Origin of the sequence: Caballeronia sp. LZ028 (assembly GCF_031451415.1) — a bacterium.
Lineage (GTDB): Bacteria > Pseudomonadota > Gammaproteobacteria > Burkholderiales > Burkholderiaceae > Caballeronia > Caballeronia zhejiangensis.
The window spans coordinates 16568-32080 of sequence record NZ_JARUXN010000014.1 but is presented as its reverse complement, the minus strand read 5'-3'; the positions used below and the strand labels follow the sequence as shown (position 1 = coordinate 32080).

Genomic DNA, 15513 nt, shown 5'->3' with positions numbered 1-15513 from the left:
ATGCGTTGCGCGCTTGAACTTCTGCATTCAGGCTTGCGCTTCGCGAATCACAGTGCTTACCGCGCAACCTCCACTGCGGACGCACGCGCGCCTTCCTCACCGCTTTGCGAAAGCGCCTGCGTCACCGAAGCACCGGGCGCGACGTCGTGCGTGAGCCATACGTTGCCGCCGATCACCGCGCCGCGTCCGAGCGTCACGCGTCCGAGGATCGTCGCGCCCGCATAGATGACGACATCGTCCTCGACGATCGGATGACGCGCGAGGCCCTTCTCCAGATGACCTTCCGCGTCGCGCGGGAAGCGTTTCGCTCCGAGCGTCACCGCCTGATAGACGCGCACGCGATTGCCGATGACCGCCGTCTCGCCGATCACCACGCCCGTGCCGTGATCGATGAAAAAGCCCGAGCCGATGCGCGCGCCCGGATGAATGTCGATGCCCGTTTCCCCATGCGCGAGTTCCGCGACGATGCGCGCGAGCAGCGGCAACCCGAGCCGGTAGAGCTCGTGCGCGACGCGATGGTGAATCATCACGAGAATGCCGGGATAGCAGAGCAGCACTTCATCGACGCTGCCCGCCGCCGGGTCGCCCTGATAGGCCGCGAGGATGTCGCTGTCGAGCAGACTGCGAATGCGCGGCAGGGTTTTCGCGAACGCGCGTATCGCATCGCTCGCGCGCGTTTCGACGGCGTGATCGTCGCGCGGCAGATGACGCGCCTTGTATTGCAGTTCGAGCTTCGCCTGCACGAGCAGCCCTTGCAGCGCGAAGTCGAGCGCGTGGCCGACGTAGAAGTTTTCGCTTTCCTGTCGCAGGTCGGGCGGTCCGAGCCGCATCGGAAAGAGCGCGCCTTTCAGTGCGCCGATGATGTCGCCAAGCGCCTCGCGTGCGGGAAGCTCGCGCCCGCCCGGTTCGAGCGAGCGCTTCTGGGCTTCGCGCCACTGCTGGCGGACTGTCTGAAGCGATTGGACGATGTCGTCGATGTCGAATACAGCCACAGTGCAGTCCTTTCTATGTAATGGGTCAGCTCGCGTGGGCGCACGATGCGCGAGCGGTAAATTCGTCGCGCGCGCTCATCGATGGGAGCGAGCGGTCGACGCGCCGCCTGCATCGCAGCGAAACAGCGGCGGTTCGACCGGCGGCTGAAACATGTCGACCGCATTGCCCATGTTGAAGTAGCCCGCCTGCGCGAATAACGCGATGTGTTCAAGCCGCTCCGCGCGGCTCGCCTCTCCGTCGCCGCGCGTAGAAGTGCGCGGCGCTTCGCACCCGCACGCATTCATCGCGCGTCTGGCTTCACGCAGAAAGCGGCGCTCGCGCGACCGTTCGAAACGGTTGGACAGCATGTGCCAGCAAGACGTCAGGATATGCGCCATGACTCGCTACCTTCGAATGACGATGACATCAATCTAGGCCCGCGCGACGCGTTTCACAAACGAGCTTTTCTGCGTTGCATTGCAGGCATCGTGCGGACCCGGCTGCGCTCTGCGGAGCGGCGCGAGAGCAGTGCGTGCGCGAGCGCTTGCAGCGCACCGCACAGCATCAGATAGACGAAGCCGACGAACAGGAAGATCTGCGCCGGATAGACCATCAACCGGTTGTTGAGCTGATTGGCGAGGAACGTGAATTCCGGCACGCCGACGATATAGGCAAGCGACGTATCCTTGATGAGCGAGACCCATTGATTGACGAACGACGGCATCATCACGCGCACGGCCTGCGGCAGCACGACTTCGCGCAGCGCCTGCCAGCGCGTGAGGCCGAGCGACATCGCCGCCTGCCACTGCCCGTTGCCGATCGACACGATGCCCGCATGGACCGAATGCGACAGATACGCGCCGCCGATCAGCGCGAGCGCGCATACGACGGTCGCGAGGCCCGGCACATTGACGTGCAGCAGAATCGGCATCAGAAAGAAGGTCCAGAAAATCAGCATCAGCACGGGAATCGCGCGAAAGGACGCAACGAGCGCGGTCAGCAGGATCTGCGCGACGCCGCGTGTCATCGAAAGCGCGATGCCGCCCGCGAGCCCGATGATCGCCGCAAGAATCGCGGAGGAAATGGAAAGCGCGAGCGTCAGCGCAACGCCGCCGAGCGGTCCGGAAGGAAACGCGCCCAGCAGGAGATAGCGAAGCGACGCGAACCAGTCGACCTCGTTCATGCGTGGACTCGCCGCAGCGCGCGCACGCCGGTGCGCTGCCACACGACCAGCGCCGCTTCAATGACCGCGATGGTCAGCACATAGAACACCGTGGCCGTGCCGAATGCCTGAAATGTCCTGAAGGACTCGGTATCGACCTGACGCGACATGTACGAAAGCTCCGCGACGCCTATCGCCATCGTCAGCGACGAGTTCTTCACCACGTTCATGTATTGCCCGGCGAGCGGCGGCGTCGCGATGCGCAGCGCCTGCGGCAGGATCACGTAGCGCAGCGCGGCATAGCGGCTCATGCCGAGCGCGGCCGCCGCCTGCTCTTGCGCCGCACTCACGCCACGCATACCCGCACGAAACTCCTCGCCGATGAACGCCGTCGTGTAGCAGGTCAATCCGATCCAGCCCGCGAACAGCTCGAAACTCGGCCAACGCAAAACGAACGGCCCGAACGTCGCGGCATGCGGCGTGTTGAGCCACGTCATCCATTCGGACGGCAGCAACGCGGCCGCCCCGAAATACCAGAACAGCAACTGGACGAGCAGCGGCGAATTGCGAAAGACGAAGACATACGATGCCGCGACGCGTGCGAGCGCCGCATTGCCCGACGTGCGCGCGACGGCCAGCGCGAAGCCGAGCAGCGTCGCGCAGATCGCCGCGCAGGCGGACAACATCAGCGTGACGGCGAAGCCCTGCTCCAGCCACGCGAGATATTTCGGATCGAGCCAGCTATGCATGATCGACGGCGATCAACCGTTCTTCTGCGGATCGCCGATCTTGAAGAGGCGCGGCAGCGGCGCGGCGCTCTTCGGGCCGAACCACTTGTCGTAGATGCGCGTCGCTTCGCCGTCCGTTTCGAGTTTGGTGAGCGTGCCGTTCACGGCGTCGAGCAGGCGCGTCTCGCCCTTCGGCACGCCGACGCCTTCGTAATCGTTGGAGATCGTGAAGGCCGGAATTTCGTAGCTGGCCTTGTCCGGCACGCGCGCGAGCAACGCAACGAGCTTCGGTCCGTCCTGCGTGATCGCCTGCACGTTGCCCGTGCGCAGCGCGGCGAAAGCGAACGGCGTGTCGTCATAGGCGACGATGGTCGCGTTCGGGAATTTCGCCCGCACCTGCTGTTCGTTCGTCGTTCCCTTGTCCGCGCCGATGCGCAGGCTGTTGATCTGATCGGGCGATTTCAGCACGCCCTTCTTCGCGATGAACTGCGTGCCCGATGCGAAGTACGGCGTGCTGAAATCGACTTCCTTTTTGCGCTCGTCGGTGATCGTGAAGTTGGCGAAGACGAGATCGACCTTGCCCGACTTCAGAAACGCGATGCGGTTGGCCGGATTGGTCGGCTGCACTTCCAGCTTGACGCCCAGGCTCTTCGCCACCGCGCGCGCATAGTCGACATCGAGACCGACGATCTGATTGTCCTTCGGATCGACGAAGCCGAACGGCGGATTGCTGTCGAACGCCGCGACGCGCAGCACGCCGGCTTTCCTGATGTCGTCGAGCCTGTCCGCATGCGCGGCATTCGAAGCCACTGCCAGCAGTGCAGCGAGCACCGCGCCCCAGGTCCTGATTTTCATTGGTGAGTTCCTTGTTCGTTGCGCCGGTGTGCGTCGCCGGGCGGCGGCACGATGGCGAGGCTGGCACTCTATCGGTGCCGCCGCTCCGACGGAACGAAGTTTTTGTCACGAAGAAAGCAGGCGTGGAGATTTGGCGCGACGCCCGCATTGCCGTCGCGTGCACATGCTTATGACTTCCGTTGCGATAGCGATATGTGCATCGCTACGTTGGTCGGAGTGGGCGCTCGTCTTAGCATCGGAAGCTCTCGCCAACCAGAGCTTCCGCCATGTCGAAAACAAAAACCACCGATCGCCGCGCTTTTCTCTCCCTGACCGCGCGGGCCGCGACGGGCGCCGCCGCGCTCGCGGTCACGCCGGCATCGTTCGCCCAGCAAGCCGCGCAAGCGCAGCCGCGCGTGTTGCGCATCGGCAATCAGAAAGGCTATCTGAACCTGCTCAAGGGACGTGCAACGCTGGAGAAGCGTCTGGCTCCGCTCAACGTATCCGTGAGCTGGACGGAGTTCTCCGCGGGTCTGGTGCAGCTCGAAGCGCTCAATGTCGGCTCGATCGATTTCGGCGACGTGGGCGAAGCGCCGCCGATCTTCGCGCAGGCGGCCGGCGCGCCGCTCGCCTACGTCGCCGCCACGCCGACGCGGCCGCATTCCGAAGCCGTGCTGGTGCCGGCGCAATCGTCCGTCAAAACGGTGGCGGATTTGAAAGGCAAGCGTATCGCGTTGAACAAGGGCAGCAATGTCCATTACTTCCTCGTGAAGCTGCTGCGCCAACATGGCCTTCAGTATCGCGACGTCGAACTCGCCTATCTCGCGCCCGCCGACGCGCGCGCCGCCTTCGAGCGCGGCTCGATCGATGCGTGGGTCATCTGGGACCCGTACTTCGCCGCCGCGCAGCAGTCGCTGAATGCGCGCGTCGTGGCGGACGCGAGCGGCGTCGTGGGCAACCGCGCCTACTATTTTTCGTCGCAAGACTATGTGGCGAAGAATGCCGACGTGATCCGCATCGTCATCGAGGAGATCAAGGCCGTCGATCAATGGGGCAAGCAGCATCCGGACGAACTCGCGAGCGAACTCGCGCGGCTTTGGGGCCTGCCCAAACCTGTCGTCGATCTCGCGGTGAGCCGGCAGGTCTTCGGTACGGAAGCCATCACGCGGGCGATCATCGCGGAGCAGCAGCAGATCGCCGACACCTTCGTCGAGCTCGGGCTGGTGCCGAAACATGTCGACGTGCTGAGGGCCGCGCCGCCCGGTCTTGCCTGACGGCCGTCGATGCCTCGCGCGCCGCGCCTGAAAGCCGCGGCATCGTGTAGCGATCCGCGCAAGACGTCAGAACACGCGCCCTTCGGTCAGATGCGTCGTCACGCCGTTGAGCGCGTAATCGCCGATCACGCGCGCCTTATGCATCAGCGGATTGTGGCTGAAGATCGTGCGCAGATTGCGCCAGTGGCGATCGAAGTTATGCGCGCGCGCCGTCGCCGATGCGCCGCCCGCTTCGAACATGCGCTCCGCCGCGCTCAACGCGAGCTTGCTGACGACGATCTGCGTGCGCGCCGTCGCGAGCGCGCCTTCCAGCACGAGCGCGTCGGCGTCGGCATCGCCGTTGCGGATCGCTTGCGACGATCGTTCGAGCACGCGCGCGTTGTCGCGCACGAGCGCATCGATCGCGTGACTGTTCGCGCTCAATTCGCCCACGACCTGCTGAATGAACGCATCTTCGCGGGCCGACGGCGCCGCGCTATGCAGCACGGGGCGTCCGTGTTTCAGCACATAGCGCTCCGCATCCGCGACGACGTTGCGTACGATGCCCGCCGCCACCGCCACCAGATGCAACTGACGCAGCGCGCCACCGTGACGGCCCGTGAGCGTCGTCTGCACGCGCGGCGTGACTTCGTCCGCGTACACGATCAGATCGTCGAACTCGAGACTGCCGCTCGCGGTCATGCGCTGCCCCATGCCGTCCCAGTCGTCGAGCACGCGCAGCCCCTCGCGTTGAACCGGCACGACGGCTATGGCGGCCTCGCCGTGTTCGTCCTGCACGTTCAGGCGCGCGTAGTCGGAGAACGCGGTGCCCGTCGCGTAGTACTTGCGGCCGCTCAGACGAAAGTGATCGCCTTCGCGCCGAAGTTGCGTCGTGATTTCGCCGGGGCGCGACGTGCCCGCTTCGGTCGATGCGCCGCCGAAGATCGCGCCTTCCGCCACGCGCTTGATCTGCAATGCATTGAACGGCGTGCGCGGCGCAAGCAGCAGCGCTTCGGTCTGGTCGAAGTGAATGCGCAACGCGTGCGCGACGTTGCTTTCGTGCGCGGCAAGCGTTGCGATCACGTCGAAGACGTCTTCGAGCGAGCCGCCGAGTCCGCCCCATTCGAGCGGAAAGCGCAACGTCCCGAGGCCCGATCGACGAAACAGCGCAAAGGCATCGAACGGCAGTTCGCGGCGCGCCTCGCGCGCGGCCGCATCTTCGCCGATGGCCTGTGCCAGCTCAGGCAGCGCGGCGAGCGCGGCTTCGAGTTTCTGATTTTTATTCGACATATGACGTGACGTTCCTATGGTATTGATGCGTGCTCTACGCGGCCTGCGCGTCGAATCGTTTGCCGGGAATCGCTTCGAGCAGCGTGCGCGTGTACGCATGCTTCGGCGCGCGCCATATCTCGCGATGATCGCCGCTTTCGACGATGCGCCCGCCATGCATCACATGGACGCGGTCGGCGATATAGCGCACCACCGAGAGATCGTGCGAGATGAAGAGATAAGCGAGCCCGAGGTCGCGTTTCAGCTCGACGAGCAGATTGAGTATCTGCGCCTGAATGGACACATCGAGCGCGGAGACGGGTTCGTCGCAGATCAGCAGCGCGGGCTCGAGCACGAGCGCGCGCGCAATGCCGATGCGCTGCCGCTGACCGCCCGAAAACTCGTGCGGATAGCGATCAAGCGCGGCGCTCGGCAAACCGACGCGATCGAGCATCGCGCTTGCGCGTCGGCGGCGTTCGCGCGCATCGGCGATGCCGTTCACGATCATCACCGTATCGAGGATGTCGCCGACGCTGCGGCGCGGATTCAGCGACGCATACGGGTCCTGAAACACCATCTGCACCTGCGCCCGCAGCGGGCGCAACGCGCGTTCGCTCAGGGGCGCGAGATCGACGCCGCGCAGCCGGATCGCGCCACCCGACGCCGGCACGAGACGCAGGATCGCTTTCGACAGGGTCGACTTGCCGCAGCCGGATTCGCCGACGAGACCCACGGTTTCGCCGCGCGCGATATCGAACGACACGTCGTCGACGGCGCGCAACGCGCCCCTGCCATGCCGATGCACATAATCGACCGTCAGATGTTGCACCGAGAGCAGCGGCGCGTCGTTGTCGAATCGCGTTTCCGGCGCGCTGACGGGCGCAAGCGGCGTCACGTTGAACGCGGGCTTGTCATCGGCGCCTTGCACGTGACGAATCTCCGGCAGCTTCCAGTCGCGGTAATGCAACTCCGTCGCCACGTTCAGCGATGCGCCCAGCAGCCCGCGCGTGTACGCATGCCGCGGCCGCTCGAAGAGTTGACGCACCGGCGCTTCCTCGACCTTTTCGCCCGCGAGCATCACGGCGACGCGATCCGCATGTTCGGCGACGACGCCGAGATCGTGCGTGATGAGCAGCAGCGACATCGACAGATCGCGCCGCAATTCGGCAAGCAGTTCGAGAATGCGCGCCTGAATCGTGACGTCGAGCGCGGTGGTCGGTTCATCCGCGATCAGCAGACGCGGACGGCATGCGACGGCCATCGCGATCATCACGCGCTGGCGCTGTCCGCCCGACAGCTCGTGCGGATAGTCGAAGACGCGTCGATGCGGCTCCGGAATACGCACGAGATCGAGCAGTTCGACGGCGCGCTTCATCGCCGCTGGCTTCGACAGCGCTTCGTGCCGTCGCAAGGTCTCGACGATCTGCGCGCCGACCGTGAGCACCGGATTGAGCGATGTCATCGGCTCCTGAAAGATCATCGAGATGTCGCGGCCGCGCACATCGCGCATTTCACGCGGGCTCAGCGCGAGCACGTCGCGTCCGTCGAAGCGGACGCTGCCCGTCACGCGGCCCGGCTCCGGCACGAGCCGCATGAGCGACAGCGCGGTCGCCGATTTGCCGCAGCCGGACTCGCCGACGAGCGCGAGCGTCTCGCCTTCGGCTATGTCCAGATCGATGCCGCGCACCGCGCGATGCGCGCCGAAACTCACGCGCAGATCGCGCACTTCAAGAAGATTCGCCACGGACAGGTCTCGGGTCAGGAACGTTCGCGCATGCGCGGGTTGAGTGCGTCGTTGAGGCCGTCGCCGAGCAGATTGAGCGCGAGCACCGCGAGCACGATCGCCGCGCCCGGCACGGCGGTCAGATACCACGCGGTGCGCAAGGAATCGCGCCCCGCGCCGATCATGCCGCCCCATGTGACGACGTTCGGGTCGCCCATGCCCAGAAACGACAGCGAAGACTCGATCAGGATCGCGCTCGCGACCATCACCGATGCGGTCACGATCACCGGCGGCAGTGCGTTCGGCAAGATCTCGCCGAAGATGATGCGCGCGTCGGAAAACCCCTGACTGCGCGCGGCGAGCACGAAGTCCGACGAACGCAGCGTGCGGAACTCGGCGCGCACGATACGCGCGACCGTCGGCCACGAAGCGATGCCGATGGCCAGCGCGATCACCGTCACGTTCGGCCGCCCTATCGCGACGATCACGATCACGAGCAGAAACGACGGCACGGTTTGAAACAGCTCGGTGACGCGCACGAGAAGATCGTCGATGACGCCGCCGAAGAAGCCGCCCATCGCGCCGACGAGCGTGCCGATGACGAGCCCGATCGCCGCCGCCGATGCGCCGATCACCAGCGACACGCGTGTGCCGTGCGCGATGCCGGCGGCGACATCGCGGCCGAGCGAATCGGTGCCGAGGCGATACAGCGGGTCGCTGCCCGGCCATTCGAAGGGCGCGGCGACCATATCGAGCGGATCGCCGGGAAAAAGATACGGCGCACTCAGCGCAAGCGCGATGAACGCAGTCAGCAGCACGATGCCCGCGAGCGCGGACGGATTGCGCAGCAGCGCGCGCCACACGCCGCGCGAGGCGCGAGCGTAAGGCGCACGTTGAGCGCGCCGCGCGCCGAACAGCGCACCGGCGAGCTGGCGCCGCCACGCCGAGCCGTGGCCGGATGAAGCGAGTTCGGTGGAATCGGAAGCCATGCGTTTTCAGGTTCGATGAGTCAGACGATGCGTGGATCGAGCCACGCCTGCAGCAGATCGACCGTCACGTTGGCGACGATCACGAGCAGCGACGAAAGCAGCAACACGCCGAGCAGCACGCTGAAATCGCGCGCCATGACGGCATCGAGCGCAAGACGCCCGAGGCCCGGCCAACTGAACACGGTTTCCGTGACGGCCGCGCCGCCGAGCAGCGTGCCGAAGTGAATGCCGACCATCGTCGTGAGCGGCATCAGCGCGTTGCGCAGCACATGACGCACGGTGACGCGCAGCGGATGCAGCCCCTTCGCGTGCGCGGTACGCACGAAGTCCTGGCGCTTCACTTCGAGCATCGCGGCGCGCGTGAGACGCGCGTAGATGGCGACGAAGAAAGTCGCGAGCGTCACGGCCGGCAGCAGCACATGTTTCGCGACATCGGCGGCATACGCGAAGCCGTGCAAGGACGCGCCGACGGTGATATCGCCGCCGCTCGGCAGCCAGCCGAGATGCACCGAGAACAGCACGATGGCGAGCAGGCCGATCCAGAAGCCGGGCGTCGAATACAGCACGAGCGCGAGCACGGACAGCACGCGATCCGGCCACTTGCCCGCCCAATGCGCCATGACCGCGCCGAGCACGATGCCCGCGACGATCGCGAGGGCGAGCGCCGTGCCCATCAGCAGCAAGGTGTTCGGCAGCCGCGACAGAATCAGCTGCATGACGGGCGCGTCGTAACGCGGCGAATAGCCGAGACTGCCGTGCGCGAGATGCGACAGATACGCGCCGAGCTGATGCAGCACCGGCTGGTCGAGGCCGAACTTCGCGCGCAATGCCTGCAGCGTTTCGGCGGTCGCGGAGCCCGCTTCGCCCGCGAGCACATCGGCGGCGTCGCCTGGCATCAGCTTCAGCAGGAAGAAGTTCAGGACCACGATGGCGAGCATCGTCGGCAAGGCCTGCCATGCGGTGCGCCGCGCGATGGCGGCGAAGCGCGTGCGTCGGTTCATCGGCGTCCGTCCTCAGGCGCTCAGCCACACATCGGCGAGATTGCCTTCCAGCCCCTGCGCCGACACCGTGTGATTGCGCACGCGCCGGTTCGCGAGCGTGACCATGCGCGGCGCGACGAGATTCAGGATCGGCAGGTCGCGATACACGATCTGCTGAAACTGCTGATAGAGCGCCACGCGCTTCTTCTCATCCGTTTCGATCGATGCCGATTCGAGCAGCGTATCGACTTCCGCATTGCTGTAGTGCGGCGCGTTCGAGAACGGCACGCCGGGCCGGATGTTCTTCGACCAGTAGAGACGCTGCACGCCCACGCTCGGATCGAACAACGTATTCACGCCGATGCTCGTGAAGTCGAACTGACGGTCCGCATACACGCGCTTGAGGAACGAAGGCAGATCCTGCGAACGCACGGTCACGTCGATGCCCACACGCGCGAGCGCCGACTTCACGTAATCGGCCTGACGCCGGTACATGTCGCCATAAGGCAGGAAATCGTGCGTCAACTGGAAGCGCGGGCCGCCGTTCTTGCGCGGATAACCCGCGGCATCGAGCAGCTTTTCCGCGTTCGCGATATCGAATGCGTAAGGCGCGAGCTTCCCGTCGTGATACGGCGAGGCGGGCGTGATCGGCGTCGGAGAAATGTCGGCGTAACCGTAGGCGATCGTCTTCTGCACGATCTGCGGATTGATCGCATGGGCGATCGCCTGACGCACGCGCACGTCCTTCAGGATCGGATGCGCGAGATTGAAATCGATCTCCGAGAGCGGTTCCAGAAAGCGATAACCGCGCGTTTCCACGGCGAGCTGCGGCAATTGCGTGAGACGCGGCAGATCCGAAAGCGGCACCGGATTCTCGCCGCCGAGATCGAGCGCGCCGGTTTCGAACGCGGCGGAGCGCGCGGCGGCATCGGGAATCACTTTGAACACGAGCGAATCGATATACGGCTTGCCCGCGTCCCAGTAATCCGGGTTGCGCTCGTAGACGATGCTCGCGCCCCGCGTCCACGACTTGAAGCGGAACGGCCCGGTGCCGATGGGCGCGTTGTTATGCGGGTTCGTCAGCGGATCGCCGTTCGCGTAGAGATGCTTCGGCACGATCGGCGATTCGCCCGCCGACAGCGCCTTCAGCAGATACGGCGCGGGCTTCGACAATTCGATGATCGCGGTGCGCGCATCGGGCGTCGACACGCGCGTCACGTTGGCGAAGGTGCTGCGCCCGCGCGGATGGATCGACTTCAACAAGTCGATGGAAAACGCCACATCCGCCGATGTGAAAGGCTCGCCGTCGTGCCACTTCACGTTCTGGCGCAGCGTGAACGTGTACTTGAGACCGTCCGGGCTCACGTTCCACGCGGTCGCGAGCTGCGCCTTCGGCTTCAGATCGAAGTCATAGGCGAGCAGACCTTCGAGCACCTTCGAACTCGCGACGAGCGCGGGGCCCGTCGTCTGGAAGATCGATACGAGCACGGGCGGCTCGGGATTGATCAGCATGTTGAGCGTGCCGCCACGCCTGGGTGCCGCTTCCTGCGCGAAAGCGAGCGAAGACAGGCCGGCGGACGCGAGCGCCGCGCCTGATGAGACCAGAAAATCGCGTCGGTTGAAGCCTGCCATGTGATGCCATTCCTCTCTGTTCGTTGTTCGACGGCCGAATATGACGCGCCGCGGCGATCACGATAAAACGGCTGCGCGCGCGCGTGAACGAACGGTTATGCATATGGAAAGCATGGCGGCGCGAAAAGCATGTGACGTTGGGTGCAATGCCGAGAGGCGATCGCTACGCCACGCGCACCGCTCCCCCACCACCCGCCTAATGCATGTCGAGCACCGCGCCCTCGGGCACCGACAACCCCAGATGGCTGCGCAAGGTCTTGCCCTCATACGCGCGACGGAAAATGCCGCGCCGCTGAAGTATCGGCACGACGCCTTCCGTGAAGGCTTCGAGACCATCGGGCAGCACGTCGGGCATCAGATTGAAGCCGTCGGCGGCGCCGTTCCTGAACCAGTGCTCGATGTCATCCGCGACTTGCTCGGGCGTGCCGACGATCACGCGATGTCCGCCGCCGCCCGCCAGCGCACGGATGAGCTCGCGCACCGTGTAGCCATGCGTGCGCGCCTGCGCGAGCGTCGCGTTGAAGAACGTGTGATTGCCGTTGCCGCCATTGGGCAGCGGCAAGTCGTCGGGCAAACGCCTGTCGAGCGAAAGCGAATCGACGGGCACGCCGAGCGTGCCAGCGATGCGGTTCAGGCTGTACTGCACCGGAATCAGATCGACGAGTTCGTCACGGCGTCGCAGCGCCTCGCTTTCCGTCGAACCGATGATCGTCGTCAGTCCCGCGAGCACTTTCACCGCGTTCGCGCCGCGTCCGTAACGCGCCGCGCGCGCGTTGAGATCTTCGCGATATGCACGCGATTCATCGAACGATTGCGAGGCCGAAAACACCGCTTCCGCGTGACGCGCGGCAAGCTCGCGTCCGTCGCCCGATGCGCCCGCCTGCACCAGAACCGGATGACCCTGTGCCGAGCGCGGCAGATTCAGCGCGCCGCGCACGCTGAAGAATCGCCCACGATGATCGGCCGGATGCACCTTGTCGAGATCGACGAACCGCCCGCTCGATTTGTCCGCGATGAATGCGTCGTCATCCCAGCTATTCCACAGCGTCTTGACGAGCGCCGCGAACTCGTCCGCGCGTGCATAGCGCGTTGCATGGTCGGGGACCGTGTCGTGACCGAAGTTGCGCGCAGACGGCAGGTCCGCGGTCGTCACGATGTTCCAGCCCGCGCGCCCGCCGCTGATCAGATCGAGCGTCGCGAATCGGCGTGCGATGTTATACGGCTCGTTGTAACTCGTCGATGCCGTCGCGATCAGCCCAAGATGCGTGGTCGCGGCTGCAATGCTCGTGAGGAGCATTGTCGGTTCGAGCGCCGTGATAGGGCGCATGTCGAGCTGATCGGAGATCGCGGCGCTATCGGCGAGAAAGATTGCATCGAGACACGCGCGTTCGGCCAGTTGCGCCAGGCGCACATAGTGGCTCACGTCGAGGAATACGTTCGGATCCGAATCCGGCAGACGCCATGCCGACGGCACGAATCCGGAATGAAGCGCGTTGATGTTCAGATGCAGTTGGCGCGGGGCATCGCCGCTCATGGAAAGCTCCACAGAAAGGGATAACTCTCCATCTTGTACGGGCGACGCGAACGACGCCACGAACGAATTCGACGAAGCATATGAAAAGCGGCGCTAAACGGATAAGGCTTGCGTAGCGCGCGCGTCGATCCTTACCTGATCTGCAACACCGCCTGGCGCACATCGATGCGGCGCGGAATCACCTTCGTATCGAAAGCCAGATTCGCCGAGTCCTGCTGCGCGCCAAGGACGTCGTCGGGAATCGGATAGCTCGCGCCCCACTCCAGGCGCGAGATCGCCCGGTTCCATACGGCGAGCGGCACGCCCGTATTGGCGGACAGAAAGCGCGCCGTATCCTGCGGATGCGCGAGGCTGTCGTTCGTCTGACGTGCAAGCTGATCGAACAGCAGACGCAGCGCGGCGGGATACTTTTGCGCGAAGTCGCGCGTCGCGATATAGAAGCCGTATTGCGGCACCGACAGATCCCCGATGGTGAGAATGGTCCGCGCGCCGGTGGTCAGTTCGGTGTCCGCGTAACGCGGATCGGGCACGGCCCACGCATCGATGAAGCCGCGCTCGAACGCCGAGCGCGCATCGCCATAGGACAGGTACGTGAACTGCGCGGCGTTCGGGTCCATGTGGGCATCCTGCATCGCCTTCAGCACGAACAGGTGCCCTTGCGAGCCCTTGGCGAAGGCGATCTTTCTGCCCTTCAGATCGCGCAGGTCCTTCACGGGCGAATCCTTCGGCACGACGATCGCATAGCTTTTGACGAGTCTCGGCGCATACGCCACATACACGACCGATGGCGCCGCGCCCGCCTGCGCCATGATCGGCGGCGTCGAGCCGACCGTGCCTACATCGACGTCGCCCGCATTGATGGCTTCGACGAGCGGCGCGCCATACACGAACTCGTGCCACGAAACCTTGACGTGATGCGAAGCGAAAGCCTGCTCCAGCTTGCCCGATGCCCGCAGCGCGACGAGACCGTCGCCCTTCTGGATTCCGATGTTGATCTGCGCGGGATAGCCCTCGTCAGCGTGCGCGGCAAACGCGGCGGCGAAGCAACCGGCGGCGATGATGGATTTCAGGAAGCGGATCGGCATCAAGACTTGAAATAAGGATTGGCGGGACGTGCGAGACCGTAGTGACCGCGCAGCGTGGCGGCTTCGTACTCGCGCCGGAACAGGCCGCGCCTTTGCAGAATCGGCACGACATGCTCGGTGAAGTGCTCGAGCTGCGCGGGCAGTATGGGCGGCATCACGTTGAAGCCATCGGCGGCACGGCTTTCGGTCCAGTCGGCAATGACATCTGCAATCTGTTCGGGCGTGCCGGACAGCGTGAAATGCCCGCGCGCCGCCGCGAGCTTCCTCAACAGGCTGCGCAAGGTCGGACGCTCGCGCGCCACCAGTTGCGTGATGACTGCCGCGCGGCTTTGCGCGGCCTGCACCGTCGACGGGTCCGGAAAGTCATCGACGGACAGCGGCTGATCGAGCGGCAGCGTCGAGAAATCGTAGCCGCCGAAGCGGTTCGACAGGCGGCCGAGTCCCACGCTGACATCGGTGATCGAGTCGAGTTCGTCGAGCAGAGCGCTGGCTTCCGCTTCGGTCGAACCGATCGCCGCGCTGATGCCCGGCAGGATCACGATGTCCTGCTCCGAGCGGCCCGCGGCCCTCGCGCCCGCCTTGAGCTCGGCATAAAAGTCGATCGCGGATTGCTTCGTCAGATGCGCGGTGAAGACGGCTTCCGCATGGCGCGCGGCGAACGCCTTGCCCGTCGCCGACGAGCCCGCCTGCACCAGCACCGGATGCCCCTGTGGCGGGCGCGGCAGATTCAGCGGCCCCGCCACGCGATGAAACTTCCCGCGATAGCCGATCTTGCGCACGCGCGCCGGATCGAGAAAGCGTCCGCTCGACGCGTCATCGATGATGGCGTCATCGGCCCAGCTATCCCACAGTTGCGTGACGACTTCGAGGAACTCGTGCGCGCGTGCGTAGCGCTCCGCATGCTCGATCTGCTGCTCGTAGCCGAAGTTCGGCCCCGCGCCGCCGACCCACGAGGTCACGATGTTCCAGCCGATGCGCCCGCGCGAAATGTGATCCAGCGAAGCGAACTGACGCGCGAGATTGAACGGCTCGGTGTACGTGGTCGATGCCGTCGCGATCAGTCCGATGCGCGAAGTCGCCTGCGAAAGCGCCGCGAGCGTGGTGATCGGTTCGAGCGCGCCGGACGCGACGAATTGCGCGCCATCGCCGAGCGCGAGGGCATCGGCGAAAAACACGGAATCGAACAGGCTTTGCTCCGCCCTGACGGCGAGATCGCGAAAATAGTCGATATCGGTCAGCGCCTGGCGCGTCGCGCCGGAATGACGCCAGCCTGCTTCATGATGGCCGCGTCCGTGAACGAAGAGATTCAGATGTATAGGTCGGGGCATGAGCGAATAGTCTCGTTTGCCGGA

14 protein-coding genes are annotated in these 15513 nt (G+C 65.1%); 1 reads left to right on the top strand and 13 read right to left on the bottom strand.

Going from position 1 to position 15513, the window contains the following annotated elements; genetic code table 11:
* Window positions 1-56 precede the first annotated feature (56 nt).
* The 5 genes from epsC to QCE58_RS31715 form a co-directional block, all read right to left on the bottom strand.
* Window positions 57-992 (bottom strand): serine O-acetyltransferase EpsC, encoded by a 936-nt coding sequence (gene epsC / locus QCE58_RS31735; RefSeq protein WP_008346756.1) that lies wholly within the window; start codon window positions 990-992, stop codon window positions 57-59.
* A 75-nt stretch (window positions 993-1067) separates the two neighbouring features.
* A complete protein-coding gene (locus QCE58_RS31730) occupies window positions 1068-1370 on the bottom strand; it encodes a hypothetical protein (protein WP_008346758.1) in 303 nt (100 codons plus the stop codon).
* Between the two features lie 53 nt (window positions 1371-1423).
* Window positions 1424-2155, bottom strand: a complete 732-nt coding sequence (locus QCE58_RS31725) for an amino acid ABC transporter permease (RefSeq protein WP_250522296.1) — start codon at window positions 2153-2155, stop codon at window positions 1424-1426.
* The gene (locus QCE58_RS31720; protein WP_250522297.1) at window positions 2152-2883 is read right to left on the bottom strand and encodes an amino acid ABC transporter permease; all 732 of its coding nucleotides are present in this window, start codon (window positions 2881-2883) and stop codon (window positions 2152-2154) included. Before QCE58_RS31720 ends, QCE58_RS31725 begins: the two co-directional genes overlap by 4 nt.
* Before the next feature lie 12 nt (window positions 2884-2895).
* Window positions 2896-3717 (bottom strand): ABC transporter substrate-binding protein, encoded by an 822-nt coding sequence (locus QCE58_RS31715; protein WP_250522298.1) that lies wholly within the window; start codon window positions 3715-3717, stop codon window positions 2896-2898.
* A 266-nt stretch (window positions 3718-3983) separates the two neighbouring features.
* Here QCE58_RS31715 and QCE58_RS31710 point away from each other — a divergent pair, with 266 nt between their 5' ends.
* The gene (locus QCE58_RS31710) at window positions 3984-4970 is read left to right on the top strand and encodes a sulfonate ABC transporter substrate-binding protein (protein WP_250522299.1); all 987 of its coding nucleotides are present in this window, start codon (window positions 3984-3986) and stop codon (window positions 4968-4970) included.
* Window positions 4971-5036: 66 nt separating this feature from the next.
* Here the strand turns inward: QCE58_RS31710 and QCE58_RS31705 are convergent, their stop codons facing one another.
* The 8 genes from QCE58_RS31705 to QCE58_RS31670 all read right to left on the bottom strand — a co-directional run bounded on the left by QCE58_RS31705 (window position 5037) and on the right by QCE58_RS31670 (window position 15489).
* Window positions 5037-6239 carry an acyl-CoA dehydrogenase family protein gene (locus tag QCE58_RS31705; RefSeq protein ID WP_250456960.1) on the bottom strand — a complete coding sequence of 401 codons (1203 nt, stop codon included), beginning with the start codon at window positions 6237-6239 and terminating at the stop codon, window positions 5037-5039.
* A gap of 34 nt (window positions 6240-6273) precedes the next feature.
* Window positions 6274-7962, bottom strand: a complete 1689-nt coding sequence (locus QCE58_RS31700) for an ABC transporter ATP-binding protein (RefSeq protein ID WP_250456961.1) — start codon at window positions 7960-7962, stop codon at window positions 6274-6276.
* Window positions 7963-7976: 14 nt separating this feature from the next.
* On the bottom strand, window positions 7977-8930 hold the full coding sequence (locus tag QCE58_RS31695) for an ABC transporter permease (RefSeq protein WP_250522300.1): 954 nt from the start codon (window positions 8928-8930) through the stop codon (window positions 7977-7979).
* A gap of 20 nt (window positions 8931-8950) precedes the next feature.
* On the bottom strand, window positions 8951-9931 hold the full coding sequence (locus QCE58_RS31690) for an ABC transporter permease (protein WP_250437299.1): 981 nt from the start codon (window positions 9929-9931) through the stop codon (window positions 8951-8953).
* Between the two features lie 12 nt (window positions 9932-9943).
* A complete protein-coding gene (locus tag QCE58_RS31685) occupies window positions 9944-11542 on the bottom strand; it encodes an ABC transporter substrate-binding protein (RefSeq protein WP_250437300.1) in 1599 nt (532 codons plus the stop codon).
* Between the two features lie 196 nt (window positions 11543-11738).
* On the bottom strand, window positions 11739-13076 hold the full coding sequence (locus QCE58_RS31680) for an LLM class flavin-dependent oxidoreductase (RefSeq protein WP_008346778.1): 1338 nt from the start codon (window positions 13074-13076) through the stop codon (window positions 11739-11741).
* A 131-nt stretch (window positions 13077-13207) separates the two neighbouring features.
* Window positions 13208-14161: an aliphatic sulfonate ABC transporter substrate-binding protein gene (locus tag QCE58_RS31675; protein WP_008346779.1), complete on the bottom strand. Its 954-nt coding sequence runs from the start codon at window positions 14159-14161 to the stop codon at window positions 13208-13210.
* Complete coding sequence (locus tag QCE58_RS31670) at window positions 14161-15489, bottom strand: LLM class flavin-dependent oxidoreductase (RefSeq protein WP_175981585.1); 1329 nt, start codon at window positions 15487-15489, stop codon at window positions 14161-14163. Before QCE58_RS31670 ends, QCE58_RS31675 begins: the two co-directional genes overlap by 1 nt.
* Between the last annotated feature and the right edge of the window lie 24 nt (window positions 15490-15513).